The organism is Streptomyces sp. NPDC049954 (assembly GCF_040656295.1).
Classification (GTDB): Bacteria; Actinomycetota; Actinomycetes; order Streptomycetales; family Streptomycetaceae; genus Streptomyces.
On sequence record NZ_JBFALS010000002.1, the window covers coordinates 86,436 to 105,668 of the forward strand.

Below are 19,233 nucleotides of genomic sequence, written 5' to 3' on the forward strand. Positions count from 1 at the left end.
TGTCATATGCCGCCCCCAGCAGCGCATTTACGGACGAGCCGACCGCCCCCCGGATGACGAAGGTCACGCCGAAGCCCCGCAACCGGGAAGGGTTTCGTGGGCTGCGTCACGTCCTCCGGCGCGTGACGTCACTCGGGCGCGCCCACCTCCCGGCGGGGGCGGGGTGCGCGGCCTTCCGGCGCGGCCGGGTGCGGTGTGCGGGACGCGGAGTGCGAGGTGCGGGACGCGGGGTGCGGGGTGCGGCGGGCGGCTACTCCGCCTTGCCGTCGTCCGTCCCGGCGGTACCGGGCTTCCCCGCGTCCGGGGTTCCGGCCGCGCTCCCGTCCTTACCGGTCCCGCTCTTCCCCGCCCCGGACTCCTCCGCCCTGCTGGGCTTCTTCGCCGGTCCCGGATTGTCCGTCGGCTCCGTCGGCTCCGTCGGCGGGGTCGTGGCGCCCGACTTCCCGGGCGCCCGCGTCCGCTTCTTGTCCGGAGTCTTCCCGTCCGGGGTCTTCCCGTCCGCAGTCTTGCCGCCCGGGTTAGCCGTTCGCGCCCGCGGCTTTCCCGCTCCGTCCGCCGTCCCGGCACCGGCCCCGTCCGCAGCCGCCTTGTCGCCGCCCGCGAGGGACTCGGCTTGCGGGTCCGGCCGTACGACGCCGAGGATCTGCATGGAGCCGGCGCCCGCCACCGTGACGTTCCGGCCCGGGCGCGGGGCGTGGATGACGCGGCCGCCGCCGATGTACATGCCGACGTGGCTCGCGTCCGAGTGGTAGATGATCAGGTCGCCCGGCCGCATCTGCGTGACGTCGACGTGGGTGAGCTGCCGCCACTGCTCCTGCGAGGTGCGCGGGATGGCGCGGCCCGCCGCGAGCCAGGCCTGGGAGGTCAGGCCCGAGCAGTCGAAGGAACCGGGACCCTCGGCGCCCCACACGTACGGCTTGCCGAGCTGGGCGGTCGCGTAGGCGACGGCCCTGGCGCCCTGCGCACTCGCGCCCGCGACCGAGCCGGCGGCCGCCCCGCCGGACCCGCCGCCGCCGGTCCCCGCGTCCCCGCTCTTGAGGGCGCCGGAATCGATCCAGCCGGCCTGCGCCTTCGCCGCCGCGGCCTCCTCCAGCTTCCGCAGCCGCTCCTTCTCCTTCTTCTCCAGCTGGGACTCCAGGAGCTCGGCCGCGTCGATCTGCTTCTCGACCTCCTTGCGCGCGGTGGCCTTCTTGGCGCGCGACTTCTCCAGCCGCTCCAGGAGAGCGGAGGCGTCCTTCTTGTCGGCGGCGAGCTGCTTCTGCGTACGGTCCAGCCGGTCCAGCAGGAGTGTGCTGCCGCGCTGCCCCTGGCGCGCGAGTTCGGAGTTGTCCAGGAAGTCCTGCGGGTCGTCGCTCAGCAGCAGCCGTTCCTCGACGGTGAACCCGGAGCCGGCGTCCCGGTACTGCGCGCGGGCGGCGGCACCGATCCGCTCGCGCAGATCGGCGATCTGTTCCTCGCCGCGCGCGACGCGCGTACTGAGCCGGTCGACCTGCGCCGACTGCCGCGCGCGCCGCTCCTCGGCCGCGTTGTACGCCTCCGTCGCCCGGCCCGCCTTGCGGTACAGGTCGTCGATACGGGTGCGCACCGCCTCCAGTTGCGCGTTGGTCAGGGTCTCGCGGGACTCCTTGGCCGCGGTGTGCGTGCCGTGGGCGTCACCGGGGAAAACGGGCGCGGCGAAGGCCGCACCCGGGGCGGACAGCACGGTCACCGCGCACACGACGGCCACCGCCGCGAGGAGCCGGCCCCGCCGGGACAGCCGGGGCGCGCCCACGCGAGCCGCACCCGCGTCCCCACGGGCCGCACCCGCGCCGGGTCCTGAACGCCCACGCCCGTCCGACTCCGGCCGCCGCCCGTTGTCACGCGTCACGCTGTGCCCCCTGAGGTACTCCGTGGCTGTCGTCGGCTGTCCGCCGCCGTCCCTCGCCCGCTCCTGCCGCTCCGCTCTCGTACGGCAACCGTTTCTTACCCGTGGTAACCATCTCGGATAGTGCCATGTCGGGCCCCAGGTGCGACAGAGGCGCGGGAGGATTCCCCGCTGTCTCGTCGATCACCCGGACGCGGACCGCCACCTGGCGGGGGCGGGCGGCGAGGGCTCCCCGCCGCCCGCCCCCCTCACGCCCCCGCGAGCGCCCCGCTCGTCGGTGCCAGCGCGTCCCACCGCACCGTCAGTTCGCCCTGGCGCCAGCGGGTCTCGCGGCCGGTCAGGGGCCAGTCGGCGCTCAGGGTCCGCGCCGTCCTGATCCACCGCTGCCGGGCCCCGTACGCGGCGTAGGGGCTGGCCGCCGCCCACGCGCGGTCGGCGTCGCGCAGGAAGGCGTGCACGGGCTCACCGGGCACGTTGCGGTGGATGAGGGCCTTCGGGAGGCGTTCGGCCAGGTCGGAGGGGCGGTGCAGGGAGCCGAGCCGGGTCGCGAAGGTCACCGTGCGCGGACCCTCGGGGCCCAGGGCCACCCACACGTGACGGCGGCCGATCTCGTCGCACGTGCCCTCGACCAGCAGACCGTCCGGTGCGAGCCGCCCACGCAGCCGTTCCCAGACCCCGGCGACCTGCTCCTCGTCGTACTGCCGCAGGACGTTCGCGGCGCGGATCAGCGTCGGTCGTACGTCCCCGGGCAGCGGGACCTCGAAACCGCCGTGCCGGAACACGAGGCCCTCGCGCGCGTACGGGGCGGCGGCGGCCACCCGCGCGGGCTCGATCTCGATGCCCACGACCCGGACCCGGGCCGGACGGGAGGGCGTGGGGCCCGCCGTGCGCAGCCTGCCGAGCAGTTCGACGGCGGTCCAGGGCGCCGCCCCGTACCCGAGGTCGACGGCGACGGGCGCGGCGGCCGCGCGCAGGGCGGGGCCGAGGGTGTGGGCGATCCAGCGGTCCATACGACGCAGCCGGTTCGGGTTGGTCGTCCCGCGCGTCACAGTCCCGACAGGCCGGGAGGCGGCGCGCGAGGTCATGGCTACGAGGGTAAGCGGCCCGCGCCCGCGCACACCGGGAGCCCGCTACGGTCTGGGCGGCACTCACCGGGAGCCCGCCACGGTCTCGGTGCCAAGAAGGTTGAGCCCGCGCGGTAATGGTTGGGTAAAGAAGCCGCCCGGGGCGCGCGCCGGGAAATGGACTCAGCGGTTCAGGTGTTTGCGCTGACGGGCCGGTTTCCGTCTCGTACCGCGTACGGGCGGTCGCGGGAGTCCCGAGGCCGCGTGGGACGCGCGGCCGGGACCTCGCGGCGCGCGTGACGCGGCGCCGCGTGGGACGCGCGGCGGAAGCGGGTACCCGCCCGTCGTCATGCCCGCAGCAAGGAGGACCGCCACGTGAGCCAGTACGTGACCAAGCTGGGGCTGCGCTCGCCGACGCGGACGCCCGCGCCCCGGCTGCGCCTGCCGGGACAGGGCCGCAGGCAGCCGCGCCGTATCGCGATGCTCAGCGTGCACACCTCGCCCCTGCACCAGCCGGGCACCGGCGACGCGGGCGGTATGAACGTCTACATCGTGGAGCTGGCCAGGCGGCTCGCCGCGATCAACATCGAGGTCGAGATCTTCACCCGGGCCACCGAGGGCGCGCTGCCGCCCGCCGTGGAGCTGGCCCCCGGTGTCCTCGTCCGCCACGTCGACGCGGGGCCCTACGAAGGGCTGAACAAGGAGGACCTGCCGCCGCAGCTGTGCGCCTTCACGCACGGCGTGATGCGGGCCTGGGCCGGGCACCGGCCCGGCTACTACGACCTGGTCCACTCCCACTACTGGCTGTCCGGGCACGTCGGCTGGCTCGCCGCCGAACGCTGGGGCGTGCCGCTCGTGCACGCGATGCACACCATGGCGAAGGTCAAGAACGCGGCGCTCGCCGAGGGCGACACCCCGGAGCCCGCCGCCCGCGTCATCGGCGAGACCCAGGTGGTGGACGCCGCCGACCGGCTCATCGCCAACACGAGCGAGGAGGCCGGGGAACTCGCCCGGTACTACGACGCCGACCCCGGCCGGATCGCCGTCGTCCACCCCGGCGTCAACCTCGACCGCTTCCGGCCCGCCGACGGCCGCGCCGCCGCCCGCGCGCGCCTCGGCCTGCCGCAGGACGCCCTCGTCCCCGTCTTCGCCGGCCGCATCCAGCCGCTCAAGGCGCCCGACGTACTGCTGCGCGCGGTCGCCGTCCTGCTGGAGGAGCGGCCCGAGCTGCGCCGCTCCCTCGTGGTCCCGGTCGTCGGCGGTCCCTCCGGCAGCGGGCTCGCGAAGCCCGAACGGCTGCACAAGCTCGCGGCCCGCCTCGGCATCGCCGACGTGGTCCGCTTCCAGCCGCCGGTCGGCCAGGAGCAGCTCGCCGACTGGTTCCGCGCCGCGTCGGTGCTGGTCATGCCCTCGTACAGCGAGTCCTTCGGCCTCGTCGCGATCGAGGCGCAGGCGGCCGGTACGCCGGTGATCGCCGCCGCGGTCGGCGGACTGCCCGTCGCCGTACGCGAGGGGGTCACCGGCTTCCTCGTCCAGGGACACGACCCGGCCGACTACGCGCAGCGCCTCGCCCGCTTCGTGGACGCCCCCGAGCTGACCGCGCGCATGGGGGAGGCGGCCGCCCGGCACGCCCTGTCCTTCGGCTGGGACACGGCGGCCGCCGAGACCGCCGAGGTCTACGCCGCCGCCATGCAGGAACGACGCCGTCGCGTACGCTCGCACCATGGCTGAGCAGGGGCGACAGCGAACGGACGGACCGGACGGCGGACCGGGCGAGGGACCGGACGGCGGACCGGGCGAGGGACCGGGCGGCGGACCGGGCGAGGGACCGGGCGGCGGACCGGGCGAGGGACCGGGCGGCGGACCGGGCGAGGGACCGGGCGGCGCCGAGGCGCCCGAGCGCCACAGCAACACGCAGGCGCGTTCCGGCACGCAGACGCACAGCACCGGCGCGCAGACGCACACCGACGTACTGGACGCCTTCCTCAGGGACGCCGAGCTGGAGTGGGAGAGCCCCCGGCCCGGTACGTACGTCGTGACCCTCCCCGGTACCCGCAAGCTCTCGACGACGGTGTCCCTCATCGTCGGCCGCCACTCGCTCTCCCTCAACGCCTTCGTGATCCGCCGCCCCGACGAGAACCACGAGGCCGTCCACCGCTGGCTGCTGGAGCGCAACCTCAAGCTGTACGGCGTGAGTTACGCGATCGACCCGCTCGGCGACATCTACCTCAACGGCAAACTCCCGCTCGCCGCCGTGACCCCCGGAGAACTCGACCGCCTCCTCGGCTCGGTCCTCGAAGCCGCCGACGGCAGCTTCAACACCCTCCTGGAACTCGGCTTCGCCGACGCGATCCGCAAGGAGTACGCGTGGCGCGTCTCGCGCGGGGAGTCGACCCGCAACCTCGCCGCCTTCAGCCACCTGACGGGCGAACGGGACTGATCCCGGCCGCACCCGGCCGCACGGCGAACGTACGAGCCCCTGAGGAGGAGGTCTCGCGGCTGGTGGCCCGGGTGACGTGAACTCGACGCCCGGAAACGTCAGTTCACGCTCGTCGCCAGTGTCGGTGCAGCCCCGTCTTCTTGCTGAATGCCTGGCTTGTGAACGTGATGGTGGTGCCGGTGGTGGTGAGCGGGACGCTGCCCGGCGTACTGGGCAGCTCCCTCGCCTTAGGACGGCTGCCCGGCCGGGAACCGCGCCGGTGGCACAGGAGCGAGCGTCGCGCGGCGCGGGCCGTCCGTGCCGAGGCGCGCGAGTGGGCGCGGGCACCCGGGAGAGCGGAGCCGCGAGAGGCGGCGGAGGCGGCCGGCCCGGGCTGAGCCTTGAGGGGTGGCGGAGGCGGGCAGCCCGGGCTGAGTGACCGTCCCGACGAGAGCGGGCAGGGGCTCAAGAGGGACTGTGGCGCAGGCCCACGCACGCGGGGTGACGAGCTGACGGACCGGGGCGCGGGCCACCGCTCCCCGATACGAACAGAAGCTCACGCATTCCTTACGTGACATTACGTAGAGTGACGAACGAGTGGTCGGGTCACTGCGCGGAGAGTGACCGGAGCGATGGAAGTGCAAGCAGTGCAAGCAGTGCAAGCAGTGCAAGCAGTGCAAGCAGTGCAAGCAGTGCAAGCAGCAGAAGTGTGGAAGGCAGCAGAAGCGGCGAAAGGTGGGGAAGCGATGGAAGAGCTGAAGATGAGGGAAGAGGAGCTGAAGGTGAGGGAAGAGGCGAAGGTGGGGGAAGAGGTGCGGGTCATGGAGGCGGTGGCGGAGGCGCGAGTGGAGCGGCCGGCCGCCGAGGTGTGGCGACTGGTGGCCGATTTCCCGCGCATCGCGGACTGGCACCCGCTGATCACGCACAGCTCGACGGCCGAGCACCGGCCGGCCCGCCGTGACCTGATCGCGGCGGACGGCGCCCGCCTCACGGAGGAACTGCTGCGCTCGGACGCGTCGTCGCTGGTCCTGGAGTACGGCTTCGTCACCCACCCCTTCCCGGTCCGCGACTACCTGGCGCGGATCGAGGTGACCCCGGAGGGCGAGGGCGGGCGGGCGTGCACGGTGCGCTGGTCGGCGACGTACCAGCCGGTCGAGGGCGACGGGGAGGCACAGCGGGCGCTGTTCCGGGACGAGGTCTTCGCCCCCGGCCTGGCCGCGCTCGCCGAGGCACCCCTGCCGCCCGTCCCCGAAGAGGCGTCCGCGCTGGGCCTGGAGGCGCACCCCGAGGGCGGCTGGTTCCGCGAGACCTACCGCAGCGCCACCACCACCGGGACCCCGGCCGGCGAGAGACCGACGGCGACACTCATCGAGTACCTGCTGGCCCCGGGCGAGCAGTCCGCCTGGCACCGGGTGCGGCACGACGAGGTGTGGCTGTGGCAGCACGGCGGGCGGCTGACCCTGGAGACCGGCGGCACGGGCCCGGCTCCGGCGCCGGGCGAGCGGGTCCTCCTCGGCTCCGGCACCGGAAGCGGCGGCCTCTTCCAGCACCTCGTCCCGGCCGGGGCCTGGCAGCGCGCCGAACCCGCGGACGGCCGACCGGTCCTGGTGGCGTGCATGGTGACGCCGGGCTTCGACTACGCGGACTTCGAACTGGCCACGGGAGAGGAGGCGGAGACGGCGACGGAGACGGGTACCGAGACGGGGACGGCGGAAGGGACGCCCACGTCTTCCTGAAGGGCCCCCGCAGAGCCCTCCTGAACGGGCACGGGCACGACCATCACCGGCTCGACCCCGGCGACCTCGGCGACCCCGGCGACCTCGGCGGTCACGGCGGGAACACCGGAGGCGGCGGGGACGTCAGCGAGGCCACCGGCACCGGCCCCCTCCTCGACGACCTCCGTCACGGACGCGGTCACGGTCACGTCGTCCTGCGAACCGCGAAGGACGACGGCGTAACCGAGGCCGGCGATCGTCCCGAGGACGGCGCAGGCGATCCACAGCCAGCGCGCCCCGAGGTGGTCGATGATCGCGCCGGACATGAGGGGGGCGACGAGCGCGGCCGCCGACCAGGAGAGCCCGTAGACGCCCTGATAGCGCCCCCGTCCGTGGACGGGCGAGAGCCGTACGACCAGGCCCGTCTGGGTCGGCGCGTTGACGATCTCGGCGAGGGTCCACACGCACACGGTCAGGACGAAGACGCCCATGGAGCCGGCGAACACGGTGAGCCCGAGCCCGTAACCGGCGAGGACGGAGGAGATGACGAGCAGCCGTCCCGGGTCGCGGTGCTCGATGAACCGGGTGACGGGGATCTGGAGGACGACGATCAGGACACCGTTGACGGCGATGGCCATGCCGTAGTCGGCGGGCGTGAAACCCGCCTGGCCCATGGCGATGGGCAGACCCACGGAACCCTGCTGGAAGATCAGCGCGACCAGGAAGGACATGCCGACGACGGCCATGAACCGTCCGTCCCTGGCCACCGTCCGGAGGCCGACGGCCGGGGCGGCGGAGCCCGGGCCGGTGCCCGGCGCCTGCTCGGGGCGCGTCTCGGGCAGCTTGAGGAAGACGACGAGCGCGCAGAGCAGGGTGAGCACGGCGTCCCCGAGGAAACCGGCGAGGTAACTGTGCTCGGCGACGAGCCCGGCGGCGAAGGAGGAGACGGCGAAGCCCAGGTTGATCGCCCAGTAGTTGAGAGCGAAGGCCCGCACCCGGTCCTTGGCCGGCACGATGTCCGCGAGCATCGCCTGCACCGCCGGCCGCGACGCGGCGTTCGCGAAGCCGACGACGGCGGCGACGCACGCGATGGCGACGGGATCGGTCACGAGCCCGAGCACCGCGACCGAGACGGCCGTCGCGCTCTGCGCGAGGAACATGGTGGGCCGCCGCCCGTACCGGTCGGCGAGCACCCCGCCGACGAGCGAGGCGAGCACCCCGCCGAGACCGAACAGGGCGGCGACCAGACCGGCGTAGGAGGCGGAGTAACCGCGCTCCAGCGTCAGGTAGATCGCCATGAAGGTGTAGACGAATCCGCCGAGCCGGTTGATGAGCGTGCTGGCCCACAACCACCAGAAGTCGCGCGGCAACCCGGACACGCTGTCGCGCGCGGCCCGGCGCAAGGCGTTGACGGACATGGACGGTTCCCCCAGGGTCTAGCGGGTGTAAGCGGCTCCTCGGATACGCACACCTTACGAAGGGCGATCGACGGAAGGCCACTCAATTGACGTTTACCGTCAACCGTCGATGGGAAGAAAGGAGGGCCCGCCCGTGGCGTCCACGGACCGGGCCAGGGCACCGGTCGGCAAGGGCTTCGATTACGCTCGGGGGCATGGCCGACGCACCGTACAAGCTGATCCTCCTCCGCCACGGCGAGAGCGAGTGGAACGCGAAGAACCTGTTCACCGGCTGGGTGGACGTGAACCTCACCGAGAAGGGCGAGAAGGAGGCGGTCCGCGGCGGTGAGCTGCTGAAGGACGCCGGCCTGCTCCCCGACGTCGTGCACACCTCGGTCCAGAAGCGCGCGATCCGCACGGCGCAGATCGCCCTGGAGTCCGCCGACCGCCTGTGGATCCCGGTCCGCCGCTCCTGGCGCCTGAACGAACGCCACTACGGCGCGCTCCAGGGCAAGGACAAGGCGCAGACCCTGGCCGAGTTCGGCGAGGAGCAGTTCATGCAGTGGCGCCGCTCCTACGACGTGCCGCCGCCCCCGCTGGCCGCCGGCGCCGAGTACTCCCAGAGCGACGACCCGCGCTACGGGACGATCCCCCCGGAGCTGCGCCCCGACACGGAGTGCCTCAAGGACGTCGTGGTCCGCATGCTCCCGTACTGGTACGACGGCATCGTCCCCGACCTCCTGACCGGCCGCACCGTCCTGGTCGCCGCCCACGGCAACAGCCTGCGCGCCCTGGTCAAGCACCTCGACGGCATCTCGGACGCCGACATCTCGGGCCTCAACATCCCGACCGGCATCCCCCTGGCGTACGAACTCGACGCCGACTTCAAGCCGCTCAACCCCGGCGGCACCTACCTCGACCCGGAAGCCGCGAAGGCCTCCATCGAGGCCGTGAAGAACCAGGGCAAGAAGTAGCCCGAGCCTCCGTTCCCTCAGCCCCCTGCCGCGGCGTGTGCCGCGGCAGGGGGCTGAGGTGTGGAGCGGGTGCGCGCTGGTCAGTTCCGCGGGAGCGGGAACCCGTCGGCACGCAGGTGGTCGACGGCCCGGTACCCGTTGTCGCCCGCGGTGGACACTCGCCAGGACAGGGTGGCCGAGCGGGCGCCCCCGGGGATCGCGGTGTCCCGTGTGACGTAGGGGTTCCCCGCGTCCGGGCCGAGGTTGTCGTTGTTGCCTGAGGTGGCGGACGAGCAGTGCGGCAGCGGCGCCGTGCCGCCGTCGCCGAAGGTGCCCGTCAACTCGGCTTCCCGCGAGCCCTCCTGGTGTTGGGGGGAGTCGGAGGACACGTACAGCCGGGACGTGTCGGTGGGCTGGGTGATGGCGGGGGAGAGACGCGGAGGGAACAGAAACGGTCCGTCTGCGTGCGAGCCGCTCCCACTGAGACCGTGTGACGGGCGGTCCCCGGGGAGGTGACGGCGGTGCGACGCCGGTACGACGTCGGTACGACGGTCAGTCCGCCGCGTCGGCGGGAGCGGCCGGACGGGTACGGCGCGGGCGCGCCGTCATCAGACCGGCGGCCGCCGCGGTGGCCGCCAGGAGCGCCGTGGCCGCGCCGAGCGCGTGTTCGGCCGCTGTGCGGGGCTGCCGGTCGTGTCGAGGTAGATCCCGCCGACGAGAGCGACGCCCAGCGTTCCGCCGAGTTGCTGGACGGCGTTGAGCAGTCCCGCCGCGGAGCCCGTCTCCTGCGGTCCGACGGTCCCCAGCGCGGTGGTGAAGAACGGTTTCAGGGCGTGGGTGCGGTGAGGTACCGCTGGATCGTGGGTCCGAGCCAGTCCACGATCTGCTCGCGGCCGAGCGCCACGCTCTCCGGGAACCGCAGCACGTAGCGCGTCAGCGCGAGCCCCAGTACGGTCGAGGCGCACAGTGCCGCCCGCGTCCGTGCCTGCTCCGGCCGCGGGCCCACCAGGCGGGCCAGCGGGATCAACTGCTCGCGCAGCACGAACTGCATGCGCTCGGCTGCGGCCGGGTCGGTGGCGCCGACCCGCATCAGTGCGGTGAGCTCCCCGTTCTCCTCCCACAGGGTAAGGAAGTGGCGCACCAGTGTGCGGCCGATCTCCTCGCGGGGTTCGAGGGGCAGGCCGGGCAGGCCGGGGTCGATCGCGACGGCTGCCGCGAACAGGCCCGCCTTGTTGCCGTAGTAGCGCATCACCATCGACGGGTCGATCTTCGCGTCGCGCGCGATGGCCCGGATCGTGGCCTTCTCGTAACCGTCCGCCGCGAATCGCTCGCGGGCCGCGGTGAGGATCGTGGCGCGGGTGGCGTCGGAACGCCGTGCGACCTGCTTGTTCTCCGTGGTGCCAGTCATGCCAACAAATGTAGGCCAACACGTGTTGACAGTCCAGGGCTTCGGCTCTAGGTTCGCCAACAAGCGTTTGCCAACGAGTGTTGGTGTGATGATCGCGATCCTCGAAGGTTCCTGAAGCCACGGCCCGGGTGCCGTGGAACAACCAATGGCGAGAGGGAGTGCCGAAGATGGCCACATTGCAGAGCCTGGACCCGAGTACGCCGATGTTCGCGCAGTTCGAGGAGGAGGCCGGGCCCGTCGTCCTGGCCAACACCTTCGTCGTCCCGAAGGAGAGGACCGAGGAGTTCCTGGCCCTCTTCCGGAGGCAGGCGGAGTTCATGAGGACTCAGCCCGGATTCGTCTCGCTCCGGATGCACAAGGGGACGGCAGGCAGCCGGCTCCTGATGAACGTCGCGGTCTGGGAGTCGACCGAGGCGCTCGCCACGGCGTTCGCCAGCCCGGAGTTCCAGCACATGGCGGCCGAGTTCGGCGACGACATCGTCTCGTACCCGCACATCTTCGAGCAGATCGACGTATGACACGGCAGTTGCAGTCAGTGAGGGCAGTTGGAGAAGCCTTCCCTCCCCCGGGCAGTCACGTATTCATGCGCCGTGCCGGGGCATCAAGGCCGAGCCCGAAGCCGGCCGCGCCTTGCACCACACGTAGCCCCGTCCCTGACAAGAGGTCACCATGACCGTGGAGCTGAATCACACCATCGTCCCCGCCCGTGACCCGCAAGCCTCGGCGCAGTTCCTGGCCGACATCCTCGGCCTGAGGGTCGATCCGCCGCTGGCACACTTCACGCCGGTCACGCTGGCCAACCAGGTCAGCCTCGACTACGACCAGCTGGACGACTTCGAGCCACACCACTACGCGTTCATAGTCAGTGAGCAGGAGTTCGACGCAGCCCTCGCCCGCATCCAGCACGGCGCAATCACTTACTACGGCGATCCCGCATGCCGAGAAGTCGGGCAGACCTACCGCAGTGAACGCACCGAAGGCCGCAGGGGCACCTACTTCCACGACCCCAACGGACACCTTATGGAAATCCTCACCCCAGGCGGCGCCGGGTCGTGAGGCCGATGGCGGCCCAGCGGACCACGGCTTCACTAGTGGTGGCGGGAGCGCGGCAAAACCGGCATCGGCGAAGACGAACCGGCAGGCCGGTGCGGTCAGAGGCCGAGTAAGGCGATCTTGTCCCCCACTCGCCGGTCCGCGTCATCTGGCGCGCCATCGGCCGCCCGCGCTAAGCCCGCCGTATCCGCCGCTGAACCCCTGCCCCACCCCAGGCTGAACGTCAAAGGAGAAGAACCATGTCGCTGAAGAACGTCACCACCGTCCTGGCCACCGTCTGCGCCCTGTTCGTCCTCTACCTCGGGTTGTCCTTCATCCTGGCCCCGGTGGCGTCCACTCAAGGCGTTGGCCTGCCGACCTGGCCCGCCGGCAACGGCGACGGCTTCCTCATCATGAAGGGCACCCGCGAACTCGCGATGGGCCTGGTCATCGGCATCCTCCTGCTGACGGGCCACCGCCGCGCCCTGGGCTGGGTCCTGCTGATGGAGGCCGTCGCCCCGTTCGGCGACATGATCACCGTCCTGACCCACCACGGCTCCCTGTCCGCCGCGTTCGGCATCCACGGCCTGACTTCGGCCTTTATCGCGGCCACGGGCCTGCTGACCCTCCGCGAGACCAGCAAGGCGCACAGGGCCCCCGCCTCGGCGCCCGCCGCGCAGCCCGCCTGACAACTGCATGCCCCGATGGGGTGGCCCGGCCATGTGGCCGGGCCACCCCATATTTGTCAGCGACCGCCAGGAAGGGCCAGGCAGACGATCTTCTTCCAGTGAGCGACGACCTGACGGTTGAGGCCGCCTGCTGCGCCGCAGCGACCACGGCCACCGGGCCACTGGCTGGTATTGGGCACGTGTGCCGCCGGTCACCACCGTGCCGCTCATCACCCGCGCCACCACGGAAACGAGACCTAGGCCGGTTGAGTAGAACTGATCCCTTGCCCCGATTCTCATAAACGTTCCTTTGCCCGAGCAAGAGCAAATAGAGCCGGACGGAGACCGCCGAGAAGCCGATCGGATTGCAAAAGTCGTTCACACTCAAAAGTGGTGGGAGTGGGGTTCTGCGACTTGCGTTGTGCGAAAATCCGGGGTCATGACGGGCCCTCAAGAGCCGTCCCCGCCCGCCGGGTCGGAAGCCGATCTCGTCGAACGCCATCCGTGCCCTAGGTGCAAGGCGGCTCCCGGCTCGCCGTGCCGCTCGCGCAGCGGAGCGGTCGCCAGCGCCTACCACACCGGCCGCTTCACCAAAGTGTCCAAGCTCGCGAAGGAGCTGCGGATGCAGACGCCGGCCGACCGTGGACCCGGCCAGCCGTGGCGGCCCGGGGCTCCGGTGCCCGCCGCAGTCGATCCGGACCTGCCGAGCGCGGACATCCGCATCGGCCACGCCCGCTGCTCGACCCTCGGGCAGGAACTCGACTCGCAGCTCGACGCGCTCGCCAAGCACGGCATCGACAAGGACAAGGTCTTCAGCGAGAAGATCAGCACCCGCATCAAGGTCCGCCCCGCCTTCGAGGAGGCACTGAAGACCGCCCGGGAGATCAAGGCGCACGCCCCGCACTGCCGGGTCCTGTTCACGGTGTACGAGATGAGAAGGCTCGGACGCGATGCCGCCGAGCTCACCGCCCTCGCGGACCATCTGACCGAGCACGGCCTGGTGCTGGAGATGCTCGCCGGACCGCTGCCCGGTATCTACGACCCCACCAGGCCGGGCAAGCTCCTGCTCGGCTTCTTCGCGGCGATGGCGGAGACCGAGCGGGAGATCATCCGCGAGTCGACGCTGGAAGGGCTCGACACCGCGGCCCGCAAGGGTAAGTACGGCGGCCGGCCCCCGGTCATCACCGACGACATGCTGCACACCGTCCTGCGTCGCAAGGCACTCGGCGAGTCCGTCGAGCAGATCCAGCCCGACCTGATAATCCCCACCGGCAAGCGCAAGGGGCAGAGCCCGTCCACCGCCAGCATCTATCGGGCCCTCGCCGAACACGAGAAGGCCCACGCATACCCCGAAGCCATCGAGTCGGCCCGCGACGACTTCGCCGCCCTTCAGCAGCGCGACCGCAGCCCCGTGTAGTTACTCAGTGTTACTCGCCTTGGCGGCAGCTATACGAGAAGTGGGCCGTCTCCGACGCGTTCCGCCAGCGCCGGCAGGTCGGTGCCGGGGCCGCACCCCACGTCCAGGGCGGTCTGGCCCGCTTGGATGTCCAGCAGGTCGAGCAACTGCTGCTTGTACGCACGGCCGGCATCGCCGGCGGCGGCCCGCAGCATGTAGGCGGCCTGATCGGGGCGGGGTACACCAAGAGTCGATGACATACGGGCCAGTCAAACATGCGGTACACATCGGCAGCCGTGATGTCTCGTGAGGACCGTGCGCCGCACGGCCGACCACCAACTTCCGCTCAGAGCGGCCGACATGCGCACCTCCCGCGCCCGGTGGCATCGTCCCGCCGAACTCACCTGCCAGGCACGGTGCTTGTCCGTCGCCGAGTGCGGTGCCGCTATCCGCGGTCGCTTTCGTGCCCACCCGTCCCCGCGCCCCGCAGCCCCTCTCCCGTGAGCCGGTACGACGGGGACAGGTCCCTCACCTCCACGGACAGGACGGGGAGGGCGTCGGGGCGGGGTGGGATGTGGGTGTGCAGGAGGTGCAGGAGTGCTTCCGCGAGGCGGGACTTGAGGGGGGCCGGGCGGCCGGGGAGGAGGCCGACGTCGACGTGGGCGAACACCGCCTCCTCCGTGCCGGCCACGTAGGTCTCGGCGGCGGGGCGGAAGAACACCTTGCACACGCCGGCCGAGTCGGTCGTCTCGACGACCAGTGGCTGGAGTTCCTTCGCGAAGGCCAGGCGGTCGAAGGTGTCGGCCAGGCGTGCGCTGTAGTCGACGGTGATGTGGGGCAATGGACGCTCCGGTCTCCCGATTCCGGCTCCCGGTCGATCACTCATCGATGGGTAATGCATCCATTTTCGCCGACGGGGGGCGGGGCCGGGCACGGGGCGGGCGTGAGGCCCGTCACCCCCGCTCTGAACACCGTCGGCCGGTGCGGACGGCAGCGCGCGTACGGCGGTGCCGCGCGGCGGACACCCGGCGAAGGGGCGAACCGTTCCCGCGGGGCACCGCCGTACGCGACGGAGACGGCCTGAACCCGGGGTCAGCCCGAGCAGCCGCCGCACTGGCAGGGCGAGCCCGACTGACAGCCGCAGCCGCAGCCCGAACCGCAGCCGCACGCGCCCAGCAGGGCCAGGGCGGGCAGTTCGGGGGAGTGGGTGGGCGGCTCGGTGGTGGGGGCGGGGGTCGGGGACTCGGCCATGGGGTTCCCTCCTCTTCGGGCGCCGCTGAGGGCGCGCGGGCAGGCGATCAGGCGATGTCGTACGGCCCACCCCATTGCACCGCCCGCCCGCCGGGCGCATCAACGGCGCACAGGAGTGAGCCGGTCCCGCCCCGGCCCGCCCACGCCCCCGGCCGGGCGCCCCGCCCCAGGGCCTTCGGCGGGGGCGGGACGCGCTCAGCCGCCGTCGACCGGGCTCGCGGCCTGGATCTCGTCCGCGTGCTCGCCCGTGACCAGGTACACGACGCGCTTGGCGACCGACACCGCGTGGTCCGCGAAACGCTCGTAGTAGCGGCCGAGCAGGGTCACGTCCACGGCGGTCTCCACGCCGTGCTGCCAGCGGTCGTCCATGAGGTGCTGGAAGAGCGCGCGGTGCAGGAGGTCCATCTCGTCGTCGTCCTGCTCCAGCTGGAGCGCCAGGTCGATGTCCTTCGTGATGATGACCTCGGCGGCCTTCGCCATGAGGCGCTGGGCGAGCTGCCCCATCTCCAGGAGCGTCGCCTGGAGGTCCCGGGGCACCGGCGAGGCCGGGAAGCGCAGCCGCGCCTGCTTCGCGACGTGCTGGGCGAGGTCTCCGGAACGCTCCAGGTCGGCGCTCATGCGCAGGCTCGTCACCACGACCCGCAGATCGGTGGCGACCGGCTGCTGCCGGGCGAGCAGGGCGATGGCCTTCGCCTCCAGGTCGTGCTGGAGGTCGTCGACCTTCTGGTCGGCGGCGATGACGCTCTCCGCCAGCTTGAGGTCGGCGTCGAGTATCGAGGTCGTGGCCCGTCCGATCGCCGAGCCGACCAGCCGGGCCATCTCGACCAGGTCGTCGCCGATCGAGTCCAGTTCCTCGTGGTACGCGTCGCGCATAGCGGTTCCTTCTCCAGGGCTTGAGAGCGGCCGGGCCGGCACGGTGGCCGCCCTCCCGTCGGGCCGGGGGCCGGTACGTCGTGCCCCACGCTGCCACGTTCGGCGGTGCGGGCGACGGGCTCCGGCCACGGAAGTGAACCGGCACCGTCGTCACGGTGAACTCTGGGCGACGAGTGTTCGAGTCGGCACCCGAACGGCTGGGAGCCGGGCCCGCCGTCCGCCTACCCTGGGGACATGGACGTGAACGCGGCGGTGGCCGCAGCGGCCGCGCTCGCCGGTCTCAGCACCGGCGCCGTGGGCGCCCTGGCCTTCCGCTGGAGTGAGCGGGAGCAGAAGAGACCCAGCAGGACCCGTACCTCTCTGCACACCGAGGCGGTCCTGCCCCCCGGGGTGGACACCGTGCTGTCCGTGCTCAGCTCCTCCGCCGTCGTCCTCGACGAGGAGGACACCGTGGTCAAGGCCTCCTCGGCGGCCTACGCCCTCGGCCTGGTGCGCGGCGGCCGGCTCGCCGTCGAACCGATGCTGAGGCTGGCCCGCGACACCCGGCGCGACGGCGAGATACGGCAGATCGAACTGGACCTCCCGCGCCGGGGCACCGGCCGCGGCGAGGCCCTGGCCGTCTCGGCGCGCGTCGCCCCGCTCGGCTCCCGGCTCGTGCTCCTCCTGGTCGAGGACCTGACCGAGGCCCGCCGCATCGAAGCCGTACGGCGTGACTTCGTCGTCAACGTCAGCCACGAACTGAAGACCCCGGTCGGCGCGCTGTCCCTGCTGTCCGAGGCGGTGGCGGGAGCCTCCGACGACCCGGAGGCCGTCGAGCGCTTCGCGGGCCGCATGCAGATAGAGGCGGCCCGGCTCACGAGCCTCGTCCAGGAACTCATCGACCTCTCGCGCGTCCAGAACGACGACCCGCTGGAGGACGCCGAGTCCGTCCGCGTGCAGGACCTCGTCGCCGAGGCCACCGACCGCTGCCGGCAGACGGCGGGCAGCAAGAACATCACGATCGCGGCCGGCGGCACCGAGGGCCTGTACGTGTGGGGCAACCGCGGACAGCTCGCCGCCGCCCTCGGCAACCTCGTCGAGAACGCCGTCAACTACAGCCCGGTCCGCACCCGCGTCGGCATCGCCGCCCGCCGCGTCCCGGCCGGAGGCGGCTCGGGGCCGCTCGTCGAGGTGTCGGTCACCGACCAGGGCATCGGCATCTCCGAGAAGGACCGCGACCGCGTCTTCGAACGCTTCTACCGCGTCGACCCGGCCCGCTCGCGCGCGACCGGCGGCACCGGTATCGGCCTCGCCATCGTCAAGCACGTCGCCGCCTCGCACGGCGGCGAGGTCACCGTGTGGAGCTCCGAGGGCCAGGGCTCCACCTTCACCCTGCGTCTCCCGGAGGCCTCGGCCCCGGCCCGTGACCGCTCCTCGGCCAGCCACCCGTACGAGGGTGAGGCCGGGGACGAACCGGCCGCGGGCGCCACCTCCCACCGCGCCCCGCGCCACCAGGGCCCTGGCGGCCCCTCCGGCGCGAGCCCGGCCGCTTCCCGTACGACCTCACCTTTCACCGCGCGGTCCCGCGCGACGGGCGCGTCCCGTACCCCCGCGCCCCCCATCACCGGTCCGTCCGACGAGTCCACCTCGTACGAACCCCTTCCCGCCCCGGAGGTCCTTCCGTGACCCGAGTGCTCGTCGTCGAGGACGAGGAATCCTTCAGCGACGCCCTGTCCTACATGCTCCGCAAGGAGGGCTTCGAGGTGGCGATCGCCGCCACCGGGCCCGACGGACTCGACGAGTTCGAACGCAACGGAGCCGACCTCGTCCTGCTCGACCTGATGCTGCCGGGCCTGCCCGGGACCGAGGTCTGCCGCCAGCTGCGCGGGCGCTCCAACGTGCCCGTCATCATGGTGACCGCCAAGGACAGCGAGATCGACAAGGTCGTCGGCCTGGAGATAGGAGCCGACGACTACGTCACGAAGCCCTTCTCCTCGCGGGAGCTGGTCGCCCGCATCCGGGCCGTCCTGCGCCGGCGCGGGGAGCCCGAGGAGGTCAGCCCCGTCGCCCTGGAGGCCGGGCCCGTCCGCATGGACGTCGACCGGCACGTCGTCACCGTCGGCGGCGGCAAGGTCGACCTGCCGCTCAAGGAGTTCGACCTGCTGGAGATGCTGCTGCGCAACGCGGGCCGGGTCCTGACCCGTATGCAGCTCATCGACCGGGTCTGGGGAGCCGACTACGTCGGTGACACCAAGACCCTCGACGTGCACGTCAAGCGGCTGCGCGCCAAGATCGAGCCCGACCCGGGGGCCCCGCGCTACCTGGTGACGGTGCGCGGCCTCGGCTACAAGTTCGAGCCGTAGACCGGCCCGTACGACGCGTGAGCACGCGGGAGGGGCGGGACCACGTGGTCCCGCCCCTCCCGCGTACCGCTGCGGGGCCGGCTCAGCCGACGTTCGCGGACGCCGTGTCCGAGGGGGTCCCCGCGGACTCCGAGGGCTGCCCGGTGTCCGTGCCGGGCTCGCCGGAGGCGGACGAGGAGGGCGAGGCCGAACCGTTCGGCGAGGCCGAGTCCGCGGCGCTCGCGGCGGGCGAGGGCGCCTCGGTCGGGCCCCAGCCCTTGAAGTAGCTCGTCGCCGGGACGACGTACGCGGGGATCCGGACGTTGCCGGTCTCGCTGAGCGTGAAGTTGACCAGCTGCGTCGCGCCGTCGCGCACGGACTCCCGGCCGCTGGGCAGGACGGCGGAGGCGTTGCCCTTGCCGCCCAGCAGCACGCTGCCGCCGGCCGGGACGGTGACGGTCGAGCCGCCCTTGCCGGACTTCAGCTCGGCCCGCTCCCCGTTCACGGTGACGGATTCCAGGGTCTGGTCCTTGGGGCCGTTGTTGAAGACGGTCCCGGTGACCACGGCGGGGCCGGTCGCGTCGCGCTTGGGCTGGGTGACGACCGTGGCGTTCTGGATCTTCACCTGGCCGACCGTGGCGGCGGCGTTGTCCGGCTTCACTTCCAGCGTCTGGGCGTTGTTACCGGCGCCGCAGGCGGCGAGCGTGGCGATCGAGAACGCGAGGGCGGAGGCGGCGAGGGCGCCGCGTCGAAGGCTGCTGCTCACGGCGGCTGCTACTCCTTGAACGAGGGCGGTACGGGTTCTACGGAAGGGCGGTACGGGGCGGTACGGGGGCGGACGACGTAAAGCCGCCCTAAGGGTGTGTCAGCGC

19 protein-coding genes and 1 pseudogene are annotated in these 19,233 nt (G+C 72.3%); 10 read left to right on the forward strand and 10 right to left on the reverse strand.

What is annotated here, in order from left to right:
• Window positions 1–250: 250 nt before the first annotated feature.
• Both AB0J21_RS03835 and AB0J21_RS03840 read right to left on the reverse strand, forming a co-directional pair.
• Window positions 251–1,771: an NlpC/P60 family protein gene (locus AB0J21_RS03835; RefSeq protein ID WP_363144186.1), complete on the reverse strand. Its 1,521-nt coding sequence runs from the start codon at window positions 1,769–1,771 to the stop codon at window positions 251–253.
• Window positions 1,772–2,112: 341 nt separating this feature from the next.
• Window positions 2,113–2,949, reverse strand: coding sequence for a class I SAM-dependent methyltransferase (locus AB0J21_RS03840; protein WP_363144187.1), 837 nt, complete (start codon window positions 2,947–2,949; stop codon window positions 2,113–2,115).
• 354 nt (window positions 2,950–3,303) lie between these two features.
• Between AB0J21_RS03840 and mshA the strand changes: the two genes are divergently transcribed.
• From mshA to AB0J21_RS03855, 3 genes are all read left to right on the forward strand, one after another.
• Complete coding sequence (gene mshA, locus AB0J21_RS03845) at window positions 3,304–4,659, forward strand: D-inositol-3-phosphate glycosyltransferase (RefSeq protein WP_363144188.1); 1,356 nt, start codon at window positions 3,304–3,306, stop codon at window positions 4,657–4,659.
• Window positions 4,660–4,900: 241 nt separating this feature from the next.
• Window positions 4,901–5,368: a YbjN domain-containing protein gene (locus tag AB0J21_RS03850; RefSeq protein WP_363144683.1), complete on the forward strand. Its 468-nt coding sequence runs from the start codon at window positions 4,901–4,903 to the stop codon at window positions 5,366–5,368.
• 725 nt (window positions 5,369–6,093) lie between these two features.
• Window positions 6,094–7,083: a cupin domain-containing protein gene (locus AB0J21_RS03855; protein ID WP_363144189.1), complete on the forward strand. Its 990-nt coding sequence runs from the start codon at window positions 6,094–6,096 to the stop codon at window positions 7,081–7,083.
• Here AB0J21_RS03855 and AB0J21_RS03860 read toward each other — a convergent pair.
• Window positions 6,984–8,480: an MFS transporter gene (locus tag AB0J21_RS03860; RefSeq protein WP_363144190.1), complete on the reverse strand. Its 1,497-nt coding sequence runs from the start codon at window positions 8,478–8,480 to the stop codon at window positions 6,984–6,986. The two genes, AB0J21_RS03855 and AB0J21_RS03860, sit on opposite strands and share 100 nt — an antisense overlap.
• A 194-nt stretch (window positions 8,481–8,674) precedes the next feature.
• Between AB0J21_RS03860 and AB0J21_RS03865 the strand changes: the two genes are divergently transcribed.
• Window positions 8,675–9,433, forward strand: coding sequence for a phosphoglyceromutase (locus AB0J21_RS03865; protein WP_363144191.1), 759 nt, complete (start codon window positions 8,675–8,677; stop codon window positions 9,431–9,433).
• Window positions 9,434–9,513: 80 nt separating this feature from the next.
• On the opposite strand, the gene AB0J21_RS03870 is transcribed toward AB0J21_RS03865, so the two are convergent.
• Together AB0J21_RS03870 and AB0J21_RS03875 are read right to left on the reverse strand one after the other, a co-directional pair.
• On the reverse strand, window positions 9,514–9,753 hold the full coding sequence (locus tag AB0J21_RS03870; RefSeq protein ID WP_363144192.1) for a hypothetical protein: 240 nt from the start codon (window positions 9,751–9,753) through the stop codon (window positions 9,514–9,516).
• 485 nt (window positions 9,754–10,238) lie between these two features.
• A complete protein-coding gene (locus tag AB0J21_RS03875) occupies window positions 10,239–10,820 on the reverse strand; it encodes a TetR family transcriptional regulator (RefSeq protein WP_363144193.1) in 582 nt (193 codons plus the stop codon).
• 167 nt (window positions 10,821–10,987) lie between these two features.
• Here AB0J21_RS03875 and AB0J21_RS03880 point away from each other — a divergent pair, with 167 nt between their 5' ends.
• From AB0J21_RS03880 to AB0J21_RS03895, 4 genes are all read left to right on the forward strand, one after another.
• The gene (locus AB0J21_RS03880) at window positions 10,988–11,338 is read left to right on the forward strand and encodes an antibiotic biosynthesis monooxygenase family protein (RefSeq protein ID WP_363144194.1); all 351 of its coding nucleotides are present in this window, start codon (window positions 10,988–10,990) and stop codon (window positions 11,336–11,338) included.
• Between the two features lie 151 nt (window positions 11,339–11,489).
• Complete coding sequence (locus AB0J21_RS03885) at window positions 11,490–11,876, forward strand: VOC family protein (RefSeq protein WP_363144195.1); 387 nt, start codon at window positions 11,490–11,492, stop codon at window positions 11,874–11,876.
• 236 nt (window positions 11,877–12,112) lie between these two features.
• Window positions 12,113–12,541, forward strand: a complete 429-nt coding sequence (locus tag AB0J21_RS03890; RefSeq protein WP_363144196.1) for a DUF4267 domain-containing protein — start codon at window positions 12,113–12,115, stop codon at window positions 12,539–12,541.
• A 601-nt stretch (window positions 12,542–13,142) separates the two neighbouring features.
• A complete protein-coding gene (locus AB0J21_RS03895) occupies window positions 13,143–13,937 on the forward strand; it encodes a recombinase family protein (RefSeq protein WP_363144197.1) in 795 nt (264 codons plus the stop codon).
• Window positions 13,938–13,981: 44 nt separating this feature from the next.
• On the opposite strand, the pseudogene AB0J21_RS03900 reads toward AB0J21_RS03895, so the two are convergent.
• The 4 genes and pseudogenes from AB0J21_RS03900 to phoU all read right to left on the reverse strand — a co-directional run.
• Window positions 13,982–14,176: pseudogene (locus AB0J21_RS03900) on the reverse strand (ubiquinone biosynthesis protein UbiE); the annotation flags it as partial.
• Between the two features lie 185 nt (window positions 14,177–14,361).
• Complete coding sequence (locus tag AB0J21_RS03905; RefSeq protein ID WP_363144198.1) at window positions 14,362–14,757, reverse strand: 5-carboxymethyl-2-hydroxymuconate delta isomerase; 396 nt, start codon at window positions 14,755–14,757, stop codon at window positions 14,362–14,364.
• A gap of 251 nt (window positions 14,758–15,008) precedes the next feature.
• A complete protein-coding gene (locus AB0J21_RS03910; RefSeq protein WP_363144199.1) occupies window positions 15,009–15,167 on the reverse strand; it encodes a hypothetical protein in 159 nt (52 codons plus the stop codon).
• Window positions 15,168–15,362: 195 nt separating this feature from the next.
• A complete protein-coding gene (gene phoU / locus AB0J21_RS03915) occupies window positions 15,363–16,040 on the reverse strand; it encodes a phosphate signaling complex protein PhoU (RefSeq protein WP_363144200.1) in 678 nt (225 codons plus the stop codon).
• Window positions 16,041–16,274: 234 nt separating this feature from the next.
• On the opposite strand from phoU, the gene AB0J21_RS03920 reads away from it, so the two are divergent.
• A complete protein-coding gene (locus AB0J21_RS03920) occupies window positions 16,275–17,705 on the forward strand; it encodes an ATP-binding protein (RefSeq protein ID WP_363144201.1) in 1,431 nt (476 codons plus the stop codon).
• Window positions 17,702–18,382, forward strand: a complete 681-nt coding sequence (locus tag AB0J21_RS03925) for a response regulator transcription factor (protein WP_363144202.1) — start codon at window positions 17,702–17,704, stop codon at window positions 18,380–18,382. Before AB0J21_RS03920 ends, AB0J21_RS03925 begins: the two co-directional genes overlap by 4 nt.
• A gap of 82 nt (window positions 18,383–18,464) precedes the next feature.
• On the opposite strand, the gene AB0J21_RS03930 is transcribed toward AB0J21_RS03925, so the two are convergent.
• Window positions 18,465–19,127 (reverse strand): DUF461 domain-containing protein, encoded by a 663-nt coding sequence (locus AB0J21_RS03930; protein ID WP_363144203.1) that lies wholly within the window; start codon window positions 19,125–19,127, stop codon window positions 18,465–18,467.
• Window positions 19,128–19,233 lie beyond the last annotated feature (106 nt).